The sequence below is a fragment of the Acinetobacter soli genome (genome assembly GCF_018139125.1).
GTDB classification, from domain to species: Bacteria; Pseudomonadota; Gammaproteobacteria; order Pseudomonadales; family Moraxellaceae; genus Acinetobacter; species Acinetobacter soli.
The window spans coordinates 2089702-2105856 of the sequence record NZ_CP073241.1 but is presented as its reverse complement, the minus strand read 5'-3'; the positions used below and the strand labels follow the sequence as shown (position 1 = coordinate 2105856).

At 45.2% G+C, this 16155-nt stretch carries 12 protein-coding genes; 7 read left to right on the top strand and 5 right to left on the bottom strand.

From position 1 onward, the window contains the following. Positions 1–17: 17 nt before the first annotated feature. Positions 18–1136, bottom strand: a complete 1119-nt coding sequence (gene asd, locus KCV09_RS09715) for an aspartate-semialdehyde dehydrogenase (RefSeq protein WP_151814920.1) — start codon at positions 1134–1136, stop codon at positions 18–20. A 182-nt stretch (positions 1137–1318) separates the two neighbouring features. Here asd and KCV09_RS09710 point away from each other — a divergent pair, with 182 nt between their 5' ends. Then, on the top strand, positions 1319–2431 hold the full coding sequence (locus KCV09_RS09710) for an endonuclease/exonuclease/phosphatase family protein (RefSeq protein WP_104124567.1): 1113 nt from the start codon (positions 1319–1321) through the stop codon (positions 2429–2431). Between the two features lie 821 nt (positions 2432–3252). Continuing rightward, positions 3253–4551, top strand: a complete 1299-nt coding sequence (gltP, locus tag KCV09_RS09705; RefSeq protein ID WP_004932722.1) for a glutamate/aspartate:proton symporter GltP — start codon at positions 3253–3255, stop codon at positions 4549–4551. 45 nt (positions 4552–4596) lie between these two features. Here gltP and KCV09_RS09700 read toward each other — a convergent pair whose 3' ends face one another. The 4 genes from KCV09_RS09700 to KCV09_RS09685 all read right to left on the bottom strand — a co-directional run bounded on the left by KCV09_RS09700 (position 4597) and on the right by KCV09_RS09685 (position 9432). After that, on the bottom strand, positions 4597–5703 hold the full coding sequence (locus tag KCV09_RS09700) for a glycosyltransferase family 4 protein (RefSeq protein ID WP_048765652.1): 1107 nt from the start codon (positions 5701–5703) through the stop codon (positions 4597–4599). Positions 5704–5729: 26 nt separating this feature from the next. Continuing rightward, positions 5730–6665 (bottom strand): LpxL/LpxP family Kdo(2)-lipid IV(A) lauroyl/palmitoleoyl acyltransferase, encoded by a 936-nt coding sequence (lpxL, locus tag KCV09_RS09695; RefSeq protein ID WP_104124569.1) that lies wholly within the window; start codon positions 6663–6665, stop codon positions 5730–5732. A gap of 123 nt (positions 6666–6788) precedes the next feature. After that, a complete protein-coding gene (locus KCV09_RS09690; RefSeq protein WP_151745856.1) occupies positions 6789–7421 on the bottom strand; it encodes a LysE family translocator in 633 nt (210 codons plus the stop codon). Positions 7422–7530: 109 nt separating this feature from the next. Continuing rightward, entirely contained in the window at positions 7531–9432 is a 1902-nt protein-coding gene (locus KCV09_RS09685; protein WP_004932728.1) for an ATP-binding cassette domain-containing protein, read from the bottom strand. 34 nt (positions 9433–9466) lie between these two features. Here KCV09_RS09685 and KCV09_RS09680 point away from each other — a divergent pair, with 34 nt between their 5' ends. The 5 genes from KCV09_RS09680 (at position 9467) to KCV09_RS09660 (ending at position 16123) form a co-directional block, all read left to right on the top strand. Next, on the top strand, positions 9467–9712 hold the full coding sequence (locus KCV09_RS09680) for a SlyX family protein (protein ID WP_004932731.1): 246 nt from the start codon (positions 9467–9469) through the stop codon (positions 9710–9712). Between the two features lie 37 nt (positions 9713–9749). Next, positions 9750–10748, top strand: a complete 999-nt coding sequence (locus KCV09_RS09675; RefSeq protein ID WP_151796130.1) for a hypothetical protein — start codon at positions 9750–9752, stop codon at positions 10746–10748. A 110-nt stretch (positions 10749–10858) separates the two neighbouring features. Continuing rightward, positions 10859–11308 carry a hypothetical protein gene (locus KCV09_RS09670; protein ID WP_004943776.1) on the top strand — a complete coding sequence of 150 codons (450 nt, stop codon included), beginning with the start codon at positions 10859–10861 and terminating at the stop codon, positions 11306–11308. A 32-nt stretch (positions 11309–11340) separates the two neighbouring features. Then, positions 11341–13986 carry a type I DNA topoisomerase gene (gene topA / locus KCV09_RS09665; RefSeq protein ID WP_004932739.1) on the top strand — a complete coding sequence of 882 codons (2646 nt, stop codon included), beginning with the start codon at positions 11341–11343 and terminating at the stop codon, positions 13984–13986. Positions 13987–14134: 148 nt separating this feature from the next. Further along, positions 14135–16123 (top strand): ATP-dependent helicase, encoded by a 1989-nt coding sequence (locus tag KCV09_RS09660; protein ID WP_151814924.1) that lies wholly within the window; start codon positions 14135–14137, stop codon positions 16121–16123. Positions 16124–16155 lie beyond the last annotated feature (32 nt).

Genomic DNA, 16155 nt, shown 5'->3' with positions numbered 1-16155 from the left:
TTTGATCAATGCTGCAATCAAGCAGTTTTGTATTCAATTAAAATGCGCAACATGCGGCGTAGCGGCTCGGCAGCACCCCAAAGCAACTGATCGCCCACAGTGAAAGCACCGAGATACTCTTTGCCCATATTGAGTTTACGTAAACGACCCACTGGAACAGTCAGCGTGCCTGTCACGGCCACTGGTGTCAGGTCAGTCATTGACGCTTCACGTGTATTTGGCACTACTTTTGCCCATGGGTTAGATTGACGAATCATATCTTCGATTTCATCAAGCGGCACATCTTTTCTGAGCTTGATGGTCAATGCCTGCGAGTGGCAACGCATGGCACCAATACGAACACAGTGACCGTCGATCGGAACGATTTGTGCATTCCCTAAAATTTTGTTGGTTTCAGCTTGGCCTTTCCACTCTTCTTTAGACTGACCGTTATCGAGCTGTTTGTCGATATACGGAATCAAAGAGCCTGCCAGTGGCACCCCAAAGTTAGCTTTCGGGAAGTCATCACCACGTTGTAACTGTGCAACACGGCTGTCGATGTCTAAAATCGCAGAGCGTGGGTCGTCCAGTAAATCTTTGGTGCTGTTGTACAGATAACCCATACCCGTCAACAGTTCACGCATATTTTGTGCGCCCGCACCAGATGCAGCCTGATAGGTCATCGCGCTCATCCATTCCACTAAATTGTGCTGGAACAGTGAACCCAGACCCATCAACATGAGAGAGACGGTGCAGTTACCACCCACAAAGGTTTTGGTGCCTTTGCTCAAGCCGTCTTTGATCACATTGGCATTCACCGGATCAAGTACGATGATGGCGTCATCTGCCATACGTAAGGTAGATGCTGCATCGATCCAGTAACCGTTCCAGCCTTCAGCTTTCAGCTTTGGAAAAACCTCAGAGGTGTAATCGCCCCCTTGGCAGGTAATAATGACATCCATTTGCTTCAGACTACTAATGTCTGTCGCATCCATAAGTGCTGGGGCAGTTTTACCACCAAATGAAGGAGCTTCACCACCTGCATTACTGGTAGAAAAGTAAAATGGCTCAAAATGAGCAAAATCATTTTCTTCAACCATACGTTGCATAAGGACGGAACCAACCATCCCGCGCCAACCGACCAGACCTACTTTCATGTCACTTTGCCTCGGTGCGTTAAAAAATGTAAAAGAGGGGCTTGAGTGTATCAAAAGCGACCACAACTGCAAGTATTATCCAATTAAAACATACCCTTTATTGTGAATAAATTTATGAATGTGCTACATAGAGAGACGCGAGATAAAAATAAATTCAAAATGACAAGGTGGAACAAAACGTGATGCTTTTTTTGGAAGTTTGTGCGGTGCTGGTGATCTGGTTAACGTTTTGGTCATTGATCCCACGAGATGAGTGGTGGATTCGAGGTGCCGACTTTCCACGTCTGCAAATTTTGGCACTAGGCGCTGTGGTTTTATTGGCTTATGCGCTCTGGGATGCACCCTGGACGCTGCCACGTGAACTCATTTTAATTCTTCTGATTGCTGCAATTGCCTATCAGTTGAAAATGGTACTGCCGTATACTTTTTTATGGAAAAAGCAGGTATTACAGGTACCGCCAGAGCTACATAATCCGAGCCATCAGATTGCGCTATTAATTAGTAATGTTTTGACTCCAAACCGTCAGTATCATTTATTGATTGATCAGATTCGCAAGCTTAAGCCAGATGTGGTGCTTACGCTGGAAACCGATCAGACTTGGCAAAATGAACTGTCGGTAATTGAACCTGATTATCCGTACCGGGTTGCTGTTCCACTCGACAATTTATATGGCATGCATTTGTATAGCCGTTTTAAGTTAGAGCATACCGAAGTCAAATTTATTCTGAGTAAAGAAATTCCATCGATTCATACCACGGTGCGCCTGCCTTCAGGGCTTCCGATTGATCTGTACTGTCTGCACCCTAAACCGCCAAGTCCAACCGAAGCCAAAGATTCGACCTTGCGAGATGCCGAACTGTTGATTGTGGGCGATCAGGTTAAAGATCTGGATCAGAGCTGTATTGTTATGGGGGATTTAAATGATGTGGCATGGTCGCGAACCACTCGGTTGTTTCAGCGAATCAGTGGATTACTGGATCCACGGGTAGGGCGGCATTTTGTCAATACTTTTCATGCCGACTATCCGCTGTTACGCTGGTCACTCGATCATGTTTTTCATAGCAATGATTTTGCACTGGTGAATATGCAGCGTTTAGCGCATGTGGGTTCGGATCATTTTCCTGTGTATGTGGTTTTACAAACTGATCGGCATTTTGAACAGCTTCAAGATGAACTTGAAGAAACTTCAGAGGATCATCAAGACGCTCAAGAGGCGATTCAGGAAGGGATTCAAAAGGCACGTGAAGAAGAACAGCTCAGTGCACAAGAAGCCAGTCAGCTCTCGAAACCTTAGTAAATTGGATCATTTTGTAGGAAAATGCTTACATTCATTGGCGAATGTAGCCAATAGGCAGCTGTCGTACATCGGGATACTATAACTTCATCGGCACACGGAACACGGGAACGGATCATCCCTCTAAGGAAGACGACGCTGATTGGAATGCATCATGGACCTGATGCTGCGATGGACGCAACACAAAACAAGAAATGTCTCGAAAGCACAACCTCATTAACCCGAGTTTTACAGGATGTATAACTCGGGTTGTGTTTATCTGTATTATCCTTTTTCAATCCTATATTTTAATCAAAAAAACATTCTTAAATTTTACCTTTTGTTACAAAAGCAATACATTTATCAAATGTTCATGCTGTTTTTTCATGATCCCAAAATTTATAGGTTTGTGTTTAATTTGCGCAATTAGATACATGGATGACGAATTTACACACTGATTTTGGTTAAAAAAACTACTTAATTTGAATAAAAAAATTGCATAAATCCCCAATATGGTGCATTTTTAGCCCGGTTTTGATTGATAAATGATCATCTGTTTTGTTTTTAAGTCTTTGAAAATATTAAATAAATTGCTATTTTTATTATTTTAAACCCTGTTTTCATCAGTTAAGCCTTGTTTAATAATTAAATCTCAATAGAATGTTGCGATCATTTTATCGCTCACAGTCCGTAGAAACGACTTTATATGCCTAAATGCCATGATGATGATCGCTGAGTTTTTCTAAGATCTCATAAAAAGGAGTTTTACGAACGAACTATTTGTAGAGCAAATGGTTTTCTCCCGTTCTAATTTTGTGCTTGTCACGCATAAGGATTATCTTATGAAAAATTTTAAAATTAGCCTCGCATGGCAAATTTTAATTGCGTTGATCCTAGGGATTGTTGTTGGGGCTATTTTACATAATCAGCCTGAATATAAAGATTTCATGGTAAATAACGTTCTGAAACCGTTGGGTCAGATCTTTATTAGCCTGATCAAGATGATTGTGATTCCAATTGTGTTCTCTACTCTGATTTTGGGTATTGCAGGCGTTGGATCGACCAAAAGTCTGGGTCGTCTGGGTTTTAAAACCATTCTTTATTTTGAAATCATTACTACAATCGCGATTGTTGTTGGATTGATTGCAGCCAATATTTTTCAGCCTGGTGCTGGCGTAGATATGTCTCATTTGGTGAAAGCGGATATCACTCAATATCAGCACACCACGCAAGAAGTACAATCTCAGTCACATGGCCTGATCCAGACCATTTTGTCGATGATTCCAACCAATATCATCAACTCTATGGCACATGGTGAAATGCTGCCGGTGATTTTCTTTGCAGTGTTGTTTGGTATCGGTTTATCTTCATTACCAACCACCACCAAAGAGCCGTTATTGCATGTGTTTCATGCCGTATCTGAAACCATGTTCCGCGTGACTCACATCATCATGAAATATGCGCCAATTGGTGTGTTTGGCTTGATTGCAGTGACCGTTGCCAACTTTGGTTTTGCATCGCTGATCCCGCTCGGTAAGTTGGTGGTTTTGGTTTATGCCGCAATCTTGTTCTTTGCTTTTGTGGTGCTCGGCATTACTGCACGTATCTTCAAGATCAACATCTTGACCGTGATGCGTATCTTAAAAGATGAATTGATCTTGGCGTACTCTACTGCCAGCTCTGAAACCGTTTTACCGCGTATCATGCAAAAAATGGAAGCTTACGGCGCGCCAAAAGCGATCAGTAGTTTTGTGATTCCAACAGGCTATTCGTTTAACCTTGATGGTTCTACGCTTTACCAAAGTATCGCCGCAATCTTTATTGCGCAGCTTTATGGCATTGAGTTGTCGTTGATGCAGCAAATTATTTTGGTGATTACCTTAATGATTACCTCTAAAGGAATTGCAGGTGTTCCGGGCGTATCGTTTGTGGTGTTACTGGCAACACTTGGTAGTGTCGGTATTCCACTAGAAGGTTTGGCATTTATCGCAGGTGTTGACCGTATTATGGACATGGCACGTACGGCACTTAATGTCGTGGGTAACGCCTTGGCTGTACTGGTGATCAGTAAGTGGGAAAATGCCTACGATTTTGAAAAAGCAAAAGAATACGAAGCGACGTTGAACCAGCCGAAGGCTTAATCGACCTCCTTTTAAAAAAAACAGGAAGCAGATGCTTCCTGTTTTTTATTGGGTTTGTGTCAATTCACGATATAACGCGAGTGTCTGACCACACATTTCATCTAGACGAAAACGATCGACAGGTGCAACCATTTGGGGTTGATCCAGATGTCGTTTGATGGCGTCTGTCAGGGCAACCCGATCATCTACTTCAATCAAGCCTTGCGGATATAGGCTCGATAAAATTTCAGCAACACCACCTCGCTTCCATCCCACAACGGGCGTGCCCAAAGACAATGCTTCAAGAGCCGTTCGTCCAAAGGTTTCGGCCTGATTAGACAAAGACAGCACCAGATCGCTGATTGCAAGCCACTCACGAATTTCTGAGGTATGTCCGACAAAGGTGATCTTGTCACGTAATCCTCGATCACGAATGGTGGCTTCGAGTTCATCCAGATAGGCTTTTTTCTTTGGATCTGCACCACCAACCACAATGGCATGTACATCGGGATACTCGGCTTGCAGGTTTTCCATCAATTCAATCAGGGTTTCATGGCCTTTTAGCCGAGTGATCCGTCCCGGCAAACAAATCAGAAACTTGTTTTCAAGTTGTGGAAACAAGGTGTATATCTGATTTATCCACTGTGCCGATGGCTGATAGCCGTGCGGAAATGCCTTTGGATCAATGCCACGATAAATCCGAACAATCCGCTCTGGTGGACACTGCGGATAATGCGTGGTGATGTAATCCACCACACTGTCGGAAACCGCAATCACCTTTTCGGCTTGCGTCATGATGGCGCTGTAGCGATTGATCGAATAGAAGCCATGCACGGTACTCACCAGATGAGGGCGGCTATGTGCTGGCATGCCGCGAAGTGCAAAATGGGTCAGCCATGCCGGAACCCGTGAGCGGACGTGTACAATATCGGGTTGCTCGGTTTGTATGAGTCGACGTAAAGGACGAATTTGCCAAAGACTAGACAATGATTTCTTATGAATAGGCAGGGTAAGATGCGTTGAGCCTTCAGCTTCAAGCTGTGCCACCAGCCGTCCTCCATTAGAGACCACCACGGACTGATGCCCTTCCTTAACCAGTGCACGGGCAATTTCAAGTGTGCCGCGTTCTACACCACCACTATTGAGCTCTGGAAGAAGTTGCATCACTTTCATGAAAAGGTCTCATTGGCCGATTGGAATTAGTAGATTTTGTCATATCCATCTGGACGTGTTTTAAAGCGACGATGGAACCACATATATTGTGTTGGTGCAATACGTAGCTGATTTTCAATAATTTTGTTTACGCGTGTTGCATCGTCCACTTCATCTTCACTTGGAAAATGATCAATGGCAGGTTCAATTAAAACATGATATTTCGGATTTCGAATATCACCGTGACGATAAAAATACAAAGGCACAGCCGCCGCTTTGGCTATTTTTAATAAACGACGATGTGCCGTAACAGTCGCAGCAGGCACGCCAAAAAAAGGTGCCATTACGCCTTGCTTCAGACCAAAGTCCTGATCTGGACTGTACCAAATGGCATCGCCGTCTTTAAGTTTACGAATGAGGCCACGCATATCATCGTGATCAATCTGATGTTTATAAATGGTTGCGCGGCAGCGATAAATCAGCATATCGAGTAAGGGATTGTTTTGCGGACGATAAACCACATCAGGTTCAAAATACTGTGCGCACAGATATCCACCCGCATCGAGTAGGGTACTATGTGTTCCCATCAACAACACGCCTTGTCCTCTCGCTTGGGCGTCGGTAATGTGTTCGAGTCCTTCAATGCTACAGCGCTGTTTAAACCAGCCGGGGCAGTACCATGCATTCAGGGTTTCGAATACTCCCAGCATCATATCGATAAAAACCTGTCGTGCTTGCTGTTGTACTTCGGCCTCAGACCACTCGGGAAAACAGACTTCAAGGTTGCGAACGGTGGTTTTACGGCGTGATTTGAGATATTTAAATGCAAGATTGCCCAGTGCATGCGCCAGACGCCACTGAACTGCCCACGGTAAAATTGCCAGCAGCATCAAAAATACGATCCCGATCCAGACACCCCAATACTTTGGCAACAAGAAAGACCATTGAAATTGACCGGGAGTATAGGAGGATGGCTGGCTCATACGTGTACAGTAAGTCGTCGCTTAAAAGAACGAGAAGTGTAACATGAACTGATTTTGAACTTGTAGCGTCATGATCCGAGCGCCTAAACCAGTCTAAATGGTGACTGGTCTTGATTTAGCAGTTTATCGTCGTGATTCAAGTAAAATACGAATAGCCAAAGCAGCCAAAACTGTTCCCATCAGCCACTTTTGTATCTGAGCCCAAAACGGTTTTTGCTGTAAAAAATGTGCCAGCGTGCCAGCAGAAAATACTATCACGCCATTGATCAAAACGCTGATGAAAATCTGAATTAGGCCTAGCTGTAGTGATTGCGCCAAAACGCTGCCGTGGTGTGGCTGTATAAACTGTGGAAGAAGCGATAAATACATCACTGCGATTTTAGGATTGAGTAAATTTGTTACACAGCCCATGGTAAATAATTTAAGCGCCGAATCTTGATGCAAAGCAGTTAAGCTAAATATAGGACGGGCATTAGGCCTAAGCGCATTCCACGCCAGCCAAAGTAAATACAGCGCACCGGCAATGCGTAAAGTATCGTAGGCATAGGGAACTGCCATTAATAAAGCGGTCACACCGAGTGATGCACACAGCATATAAAAGACAAATCCAGTGGCGACACCTGCCAATGAAATCAGGCCTGCAGATTTGCCTTGAGAAACAGAACGAGAGATCAAATAAATCATATTAGGGCCAGGTGTAAGTACCATTGCCAAACTGATCAGTGCGAATGCGATTCCTTGAGAAAAATCCACCATGTCGAGTCTCTCATACGAATTGAACTCGTTTTAGTCTACGCTCTTTAAAAATAAAAACAAAAAAAATCCTCTCCATCGCGAACGAGAAGAGGATCGTTGAAACTTGGTTTTAATTGCCTTTTGTTAAACTTTCCAGTGCTTCCCAGCGCTCAAGTTTTTCAAGCAACAGCTCTTCAATCTCGGCCAGACGTTCACTGGCCGCTGTTGCTGCTACTGCATCTTTTACAAACCACGAACCATCTGCGAGTTGATCTGAGAGTTGCGTTTGCTCGGCTTCAAGTTTTTCAATTTCAACTGGAAGTTGTTCAAGTTCGCGCTGATCTTTAAAACTCAGTTTCACTTTTTTCTGCGCGGGAGCGGTATTTGCTGCGGCTTTGGCTTGGGCTTTTTTCACATCTGCTTTTTGATCGACCACTGTCTGGTTCGGACGCTGCATTAAATAGTCCTGATAGCCGCCGACGTACTCTTCAATACCGCCTTTGCCATCAAAGACCCATGTTGAGGTCACGACATTGTCCATAAAGGCACGGTCGTGACTGATCAGCAGTAGGGTCCCTGTATAGTCTGCCAGCATCTCTTCGAGCAGTTCTAATGTCACCATGTCCAAATCGTTGGTTGGCTCGTCCATGACGATCAGGTTCGATGGTTTAAGCAGTAACTTGGCCAGTAAGACACGATTACGTTCACCCCCAGATAATGCTTTAACTGGCGTACGCGCACGTTCTGGAGAAAATAGAAAATCTTGTAAATAACTGTAAATGTGTCGGCGCTGACCGTTTACATCGACAAAATCTGACCCTTCAGAGACATTGGCCATCACCGATTTTTCTAGTTCAAGTTGGTTACGCAACTGGTCGAAATACGCGACTTCGAGTTGAGTGCCGGTTTTGACTGTCCCTTCATGTTCAAGCTCACCCAAAATGGCTTTGATCAATGTGGTTTTGCCTACGCCGTTATCACCAACCAATCCAATCCGGTCACCGCGCAGAACCACGGCAGAAAAGTCATGAATCAATGGCTTTGTATCATAACTCACGCTCAAGTGCTCAATATCAAACACCAATTTGCCCGAGCGCTGAGCATCCTGAACACCCATGGCGACTTTGCCTTGTTGGAAACGACGTGCCTTCGATTCTTCACGTAATGCCTTTAGCGCACGAACACGGCCTTCGTTACGAGTACGACGTGCTTTAATACCCTGACGAATCCAAGCCTCTTCTTCGGCGAGTTTTTTCTCAAATAGCGCATTTTGCTTTTCTTCGGCTTCAAGTTGCTGTGCTTTTAGATCAAGGTAACGAGAATAGTTACCTTCATAGCTACGCAAAATACCACGGTCTAGCTCGACGATACGTGTGGCCAGACGATCGACAAACGAACGGTCATGCGAAATAAACAGTAAGGTCAGATTGTTTTGTTCAAGAAGAAACTTCTCAAGCCACTCAATACTTTCTACATCTAAATGGTTGGTCGGTTCGTCAAGGAGCAAGATGTCAGGTTGAGTCAGTAGGGCACGAGCCAGCAATACACGACGCTTACGACCGCCTGAAAGATCGGCCAGATCAGCATTTGGATCGAGTCCCATCTTGCCTAAAATGGTATTGACCTTGTTTTCAAGCGCCCAACCATCGAGCTGGTCAAGTTTGTGTTGTAAGTGGCCCATCCGGTCACAGGCGTCCATATCACCCAGCACACAGGCATCACTGGCTTCATGATAGGCTTTGAGTACCACCGCCGCTTCGCCAGCCCCATCGGCTACAATGTCGGCCACTTTACCTGAATCCATCGGTACATCTTGCGCCAGCATAGAAACAGTTAAGCCATTTTGAATGGAAACTTCACCACGGTCGGGCAAGAGACTTCCCTCAATGAGCTTAAGTAAAGTAGACTTACCCTCACCATTACGACCAATCAAACACACTCGTTCGCCACGTTCGAGTACGAAGTTCGCGCCGTCGAGGAGGGCAGGTCCACCAAATGCAAGTTGGACATCCCTTAAAGTAATATAGGCCATAATGTTTTCCAGAATCCCAAATGAGGAGAGTTAAATGACTAAACCAACAGAGTCTGATGATCATGCGTCATTTTCCGCACCCATTGAAGATTTGCAAGTCCGAATTGCATTTTTAGATGAATTAGTTGAGCAATTAAATACACAGCTGGCTTTACAGTCACTTGAAATTGCTGATTTGAAAAAACAAATGCAAATTTTATATCAGCGTGTTGATGCCTCCGATTTATCTGAAGGTATTGCGCCTTTCGACCCGATGACCAATAAGCCGCCACATTATTAAGTTTAACCTGACACCTTTTGCCCCAAAGTGATCTGAAATGAAAAGTATTCTGCTCATCGATCTGGAAAAGACCTCCATTCAGATCGACCTTTTGCGTTCATATATTGAAAATGATCAGCTGATTTATGTGTTTAATTTACGTGACAAACTCACCTGTAATTTGCAGGCGCTCACGGAGTTAGCGAGTTGGGTCAGCAGTGGGCAACTGGTGGTACTCGACACACCAACACATACGGCTAAATCTTCGGCCTATGCCTTGCTTGCAGGACAGCTGCTGGCACTTTTAGATCCAGATGCATCGATAGAGCTCCAGTCGAAGCATTCAGCCGCAAATGAACTGGCGGAGTTGCTGCGCGCAGCGGGCAAAACGGTTGTTACACAAGATACTGCGCGCCTAGAGACGGACAGCAGTGCGATGCCGGCTGCACATACTGTGGCCGAACAACCGGCTTTATTACAAATCAAGCGCTACTGTGATGCAATTGGTCAAGCTCCCGATCGTTTACCCTTGACCATGGACGCCCTTAAAAATTCGATTGCCAATATCTTAAAACTCAGTGCAGATCAGGTGCCGCAAGTTCTGGCGCTGCTGGTGAGTTTGAAATTGATTAAACGCGATCAAGGGCAAGTGCGCTTTCGCAAAAAGATGCTAAAACAATGGATAGCACTTGAACTTGCGTCTAGCACAAAGACTCAGCCGCCCGCGGTACAGCCGAAGAAAAGCCAGGCCCATAGCGCGATGCCACAAGTCGTGGTGGGGGATGTCGATACCATCATGCAGTTTTTAAAAGAACAGCAGGCGCCAGCCGAAGAGCCTTTTCCGCCGTCTTTAGATGAGTTGCAATGGCAGGCGTTACAAAAACTCCATGAACTCAAACTGGCACGGCCCAAAGATATTTTCAGCTTACGCGATATGTTGCAAGACTGGTTTCCTAAAGCCAATATTCATCATCTTTTGAAAGGGTTAATGGATAAGGGATACATTCAGTTAGATGATGATCAGCTACATTATACAGCCCAGACATTTATTCACTGAACGCATTCGTTTTACAGGCCATTGCGCTAGCTTAAGATGCTTTGCATGAAAAACTTGCGTTTTATATTGCGCTTATGCAACTCTAATAAAAGAGTAGAACAGGGTTAACTATGGAACATTTAGGATTATGGGTTGCGATTATTATCGTGGTCTTTGTATTGGGCTCAATTTTTGGCTTGCGCGTCAGTCCGCGCGAAAAAGCGTTAGGATTGATGCGTGACAAAGCGCGTAAGATCGGACTGCATCCACGTCTTGTTCCAGCTCCTGAGTGGACAAAAATTCCGATGGCCTCTGAAAACCGTGCCAGTATGGTCGCCTACTATAGTGTACTGATTCCAGAAGCGCGTTTAGCTCTAATGCGTGCGCGTGTGGTGGACAATCAGCTCAATGTCGTGGCTGGGGATACTAAATTTAATCATTCCACCATTGCATTAAAAGGGATTTATGCTATTGATATGCAGGCAAACTGTGTCGGCGTGTACTGGGATGAAGAATCCGATCTAAAAGCAACACAACTTGACGAGATGAAAGCGTATTTACTTAAGCTCGCCGAAGTCTAAACATTATTAATTCACAGGAAAAACAGTTTATTATGGCGAATGCCCCTCGATCCGCAAGCAAAAAGAGCACTTCAGCATCTTCAGAGTCTGCTGCGAATAAACGTGCCTTAGTGATTGTGGAGTCGCCTGCTAAAGCGAAAACCATCAACAAGTATTTAGGCTCTCAGTACATTGTAAAGTCTTCGGTCGGCCATGTGCGAGATTTGCCGACAGGTGGTTCAGCCAAATCAAGTGAAAAAAAGCCAGTCAGCCGAGCCAAACTCAGCGCTGAAGAAAAAGAGAAAAAAGCTCAAACGGCCTTGATTAATCGTATGGGAGTAGATCCCGAGCACGGTTGGACGGCGCAGTACGAAGTCTTGCCAGGCAAAGAAAATGTCGTGGCCGAGCTGAAAAAACTTGCTTCGCAAGTCGATGAAGTTTATCTCGCAACGGATTTGGACCGTGAGGGAGAGGCGATTGCATGGCATTTAAAAGAAGTGATCGGTGGCGACGAGAGTCGTTATCAGCGTGTGGTGTTTAACGAAATCACTAAAAATGCCATTCAGGAAGCATTTAAGCACCCCGCACGGCTTGATACCAATAAAGTCAATGCTCAGCAAGCGCGTCGCTTCCTAGATCGCGTGGTTGGCTTTATGATTTCGCCCTTACTGTGGGAAAAAATTGCACGTGGCTTATCTGCCGGACGCGTGCAGTCGGTCGCGGTTAAGCTGGTGGTTGAGCGTGAGCGTGAAATTCGTGCTTTTATTCCCGAAGAATACTGGCAGATTTTTGCCGATACGCTATCTAAAAAAGATCAAATTCGCTTAGAAGCCGTTAAACAGGCGGGTAAAACGCTGAAGCTACGTAACAAAGCGGATACCGATGCTGTTTTGAAGCTGCTTCAAGATGCCGAATATAAAGTTGCACAGCGCGAAGACAAACCGACTAAGGTCAATCCAAGCGCACCGTATATCACCTCGACCTTGCAGCAGGCTGCCAGCACACGTTTGGGCTTTTCAGTGAAAAAGACCATGATGATGGCACAGCGCTTATATGAGGCTGGTTTTATTACCTATATGCGTACCGATTCGACTTTTTTAAGTGATGATGCGGTGAATATGGTACGCGAGCATATTCAGCAACAGTTTGGCGACAAATATGTTCCTGCCAAACCAAACCGCTATGGCAACAAAGCTGGCGCACAAGAGGCGCACGAAGCCATTCGCCCATCCAATGTAGCACTAACAGGTGACCAACTCGCGGGAATGGAACGTGATGCGCAGCGACTTTATGATCTGATCTGGCGCCAGTTCGTAGCATGCCAAATGACGCCTGCTGAATATCTGTCATCGACGCTTACAGTCGATGCCAATAATATTGAATTACGTGCCAAAGGCCGTACCTTGGTGTTTGACGGCTTTACCCGTGTTCGTGGTGCCAACAAATCCGACGACGACGTGTTACTGCCTGCGGTAAAAGTCGGCGAAACACTCAAACTTGAAAAACTCGATCCAAGTCAGCACTTTACCAAACCGCCTGCGCGTTTTACCGAAGCCTCTTTAGTTAAAGAACTGGAAAAACGTGGCATCGGTCGTCCATCGACCTATGCGGCGATTATCTCGACCATTCAGGATCGAGGCTATGTCAAGCTGGAAAATCGTCGTTTATTTGCCGAGAAAATGGGCGAGATTGTGACGGACCGACTCGACGAGAGCTTTAACAACCTGATGAATTATGCGTTTACCGCAGATTTAGAAGGTCAGCTTGATAAAGTCGCGACAGGCGAACGCAACTGGAAAGAATTGCTCGACAGTTTTTATGGTGATTTCAAAAATCGTTTGAATACTGCTGCCAGCAATGATGGCATGCGTCGTAATCAGCCGATTGAAGTGCCAGATGTGGCCTGCCAATTGTGCGGTCGACCAATGCAGATTCGTACGGGCACCACAGGCGTGTTTTTAGGCTGTTCTGGTTATAACCTGCCACCAAAAGAACGTTGCAAAGGTACCCTGAACTTAACCCCTGTGGAATCGTTGGCTGCATTTTCCGATGATGACGCTGCTGAAACAGCAGATTTGATGGCCAAACATCGCTGTGCAAAATGTGGCACCGCGATGGATAGCTACGTGATCGATGGTGGTCGTAAGCTACACGTATGTGGCAACAATCCAGATTGTGACGGCTACGAAGTCGAAGAAGGCGAGTTTAAAATCAAGGGTTATGACGGCCCGACCATCCCATGCGATAAATGTGATGGTGAAATGCAGCTCAAGACGGGACGTTTTGGACCATACTTTGCCTGTACCAGCTGTGACAATACCCGTAAAGTATTGAAAAGTGGTCAACCTGCGCCTCCGCGTGTAGATCCGATCAAGATGGAGCACTTGCGTTCGACCAAGCATGATGATTATTTTGTCTTGCGTGATGGTGCTGCGGGCTTATTTTTGGCAGCCAGCAAGTTTCCAAAAATTCGTGAAACGCGAGCGCCAAAAGTGGCTGAGCTTCGCACGGTGGCCGAGCAACTCGATCCAAAGTATCAATATCTTTTGGATGCGCCCGATGCAGACCCAGAAGGTAATCCGACACTGATTAAATTCAGCCGAAAAAATCAGGCCCAGTACATCGGATCTGAAACACCAGAAGGTAAACAGACCAAATGGAGTCTGGTGTTTGAAAAGGGTAAGTGGATCGAAGCCTAAGTCCAATAAAAAATGCGAGCAAACAGCTCGCATTTTTTTGTTGTGTAGCTTTGCAAGCGGTGCGAGCCACAGATGAAAACAAGCCCCCATGCGCAGGTGGAGTAGAGTCTGCTACACTAAGGCATATTTTTGAATTGAACGATGTGCTATGAGTTTTGACCAATTAATGGGCGAGTTAAATCCGCAGCAACACGCGGCTGCAACGACTCAGGCCCAGCATTGTCTTGTGCTAGCAGGAGCAGGCTGTGGTAAAACCAAAACCATCGTGGCACGTGCAGCTTATCTCATTGAGCAAGGGGTTCCTGCCAATCAAATTCAAATTTTAACTTTTACCCGTCGTTCAGCCAGTGAAATTGTGGCGCGGGTCGAGTTGGCTTTGGGGGAGCAAGCCAAAGGACTCCGCGCATCGACTTTTCATACGTTTTGTATGTACCTGCTGCGCCGTGTACCGAAAGCCTTTGGTTTAGAACAATTCTCGATTATTGATCGGGATGATCAACTGATGATGTTCCGTCTGATTCGCGGTAAAGATGACAAGAAGAATCCAAATCAACTTCCAAAGCCACAAGAGCTATGTGATTTGTATTCTTTTGCGCGTAATACCCGCCAGAAATTGAGTGAAGCTTTAGAGAAACAACATCCTGAATATTTGGCATTTAAAGATCAAATCGCCAAGATCATGCAAGAGTATGAGACACGCAAGCGTGCACGTAGCTTTCTGGACTATGATGATATTTTGGCGATTGTGGCTTCAGCACTCGATCAATCTGAAGGCTTGGTTGATTATGTCGCATCGATTTGTAAGCACATGTTGGTGGATGAGATGCAAGACACCAATCCCTTACAGTGGGCATTGCTTGAACCTTTAAAGGATAAAGTCAGCCTGTTTTGCGTGGGGGATGATGCGCAATCCATCTACGGCTTCCGTGGTGCCGATTTTGAAAATATTCATCGTTTTAATGAACGTGTACCGAATGCTCAAGTGTATAAACTTGAAAAAAATTATCGTTCCACCCAAGAAATTTTAGACCTTTCGAATTGGTTACTCGATCAATCGCAGATTCAATATGACAAGCGTCTTGATGCCTATCGAGGTGAGGGAATTAAGCCGCGCATGCATATTTTCCCGAATGAGTTTGATGAAGCCAAATGGATCGCAATTGATATTAAAGAGCGTCATTATTTGCAGAGGCATAACTGGTCGGATCATATGGTCTTGGTCCGTTCTAGCTTTGCTGCGCGGCATATTGAAGCGGCATGTATTGCAGCCAATGTCCCGTATCGGTTTATTGGAGGGATGAAACTGCTTGAAACAGCACATGTAAAAGATTTACTCAGTTTATTACGTGTGATTGCCAATCCTTTGGATGATATTGCGTGGATGCGCTTTCTTACCCTGTGGAATGGGGTGGGCGATGTGGGGGCAAGTCGTCTGGCACAGCAGTTGTTACTTCAACCTGAATTCGAACTAATTTTTAATCAATTAGAACAATTTGGACGTATTCCTGTTGAAACCTTATTGATGATGAAACAGATGATGGTGCTGAAGCAGGAAGTACAAGCGTGTGTTGGTTTGGGTATTCAAGCAATTGAAGCACAATTGGCCGAGAACTATAAAAAAGACTGGAACCGTCGCCAAGGTGACTTTGAGTTGGTTAAACAATTGGCTTCCAAACATGGACAATTAAGCGAATTTCTTGAGGAATATGTACTTGACCCTGTTTCTATTTCTGAAATTGAACGTCAGTCGGATACAGATGTAGTCACATTGATTACCATTCACTCTGCTAAAGGTACGGAGCAGAAAGTGTGTTATGTCGCGAATGTGACGGCTGGTCAGTACCCACATGCGCGTGCTCAGGGTGACTTTGACGCGGTCGAGGAAGAGCGTCGGGTGCTCTATGTCGCGCTGACTCGTGCACAGAATGAACTGATTCTTACCAAGCAAAATCTGAATCTGTGGGCGCGAGATGTGGTGGATGAGCAAGGACGTAAAGTTGAAAGCTATTTCTTAAATGATCTCACCCGCAATCTGTGTACCTTGGAAACGCATCATAAACCCCGCCAGCAAACGGTAAAAAGTGCCTTAATGGAACGACAGTCGATTAATTTAGATTTTGGGATTAATCTCGATTAAACTAAGCGAATTACATTGTGGTAGTTGATGTG

What these genes read in the sequence shown, in the direction of transcription:
- KCV09_RS09685 (WP_004932728.1), bottom strand. Translation starts at nt 9,432, where the DNA reads ATGGCCTATATTACTTTAAGGGATGTCCAACTTGCATTTGGTGGACCT.
- KCV09_RS09660 (WP_151814924.1), top strand. Translation starts at nt 14,135, where the DNA reads ATGAGTTTTGACCAATTAATGGGCGAGTTAAATCCGCAGCAACACGCG.
- KCV09_RS09680 (WP_004932731.1), top strand. Translation starts at nt 9,467, where the DNA reads ATGACTAAACCAACAGAGTCTGATGATCATGCGTCATTTTCCGCACCC.
- asd (WP_151814920.1), bottom strand. Translation starts at nt 1,136, where the DNA reads ATGAAAGTAGGTCTGGTCGGTTGGCGCGGGATGGTTGGTTCCGTCCTT.
- KCV09_RS09670 (WP_004943776.1), top strand. Translation starts at nt 10,859, where the DNA reads ATGGAACATTTAGGATTATGGGTTGCGATTATTATCGTGGTCTTTGTA.
- lpxL (WP_104124569.1), bottom strand. Translation starts at nt 6,665, where the DNA reads ATGAGCCAGCCATCCTCCTATACTCCCGGTCAATTTCAATGGTCTTTC.
- topA (WP_004932739.1), top strand. Translation starts at nt 11,341, where the DNA reads ATGGCGAATGCCCCTCGATCCGCAAGCAAAAAGAGCACTTCAGCATCT.
- KCV09_RS09700 (WP_048765652.1), bottom strand. Translation starts at nt 5,703, where the DNA reads ATGAAAGTGATGCAACTTCTTCCAGAGCTCAATAGTGGTGGTGTAGAA.
- gltP (WP_004932722.1), top strand. Translation starts at nt 3,253, where the DNA reads ATGAAAAATTTTAAAATTAGCCTCGCATGGCAAATTTTAATTGCGTTG.
- KCV09_RS09690 (WP_151745856.1), bottom strand. Translation starts at nt 7,421, where the DNA reads ATGGTGGATTTTTCTCAAGGAATCGCATTCGCACTGATCAGTTTGGCA.
- KCV09_RS09675 (WP_151796130.1), top strand. Translation starts at nt 9,750, where the DNA reads ATGAAAAGTATTCTGCTCATCGATCTGGAAAAGACCTCCATTCAGATC.
- KCV09_RS09710 (WP_104124567.1), top strand. Translation starts at nt 1,319, where the DNA reads ATGCTTTTTTTGGAAGTTTGTGCGGTGCTGGTGATCTGGTTAACGTTT.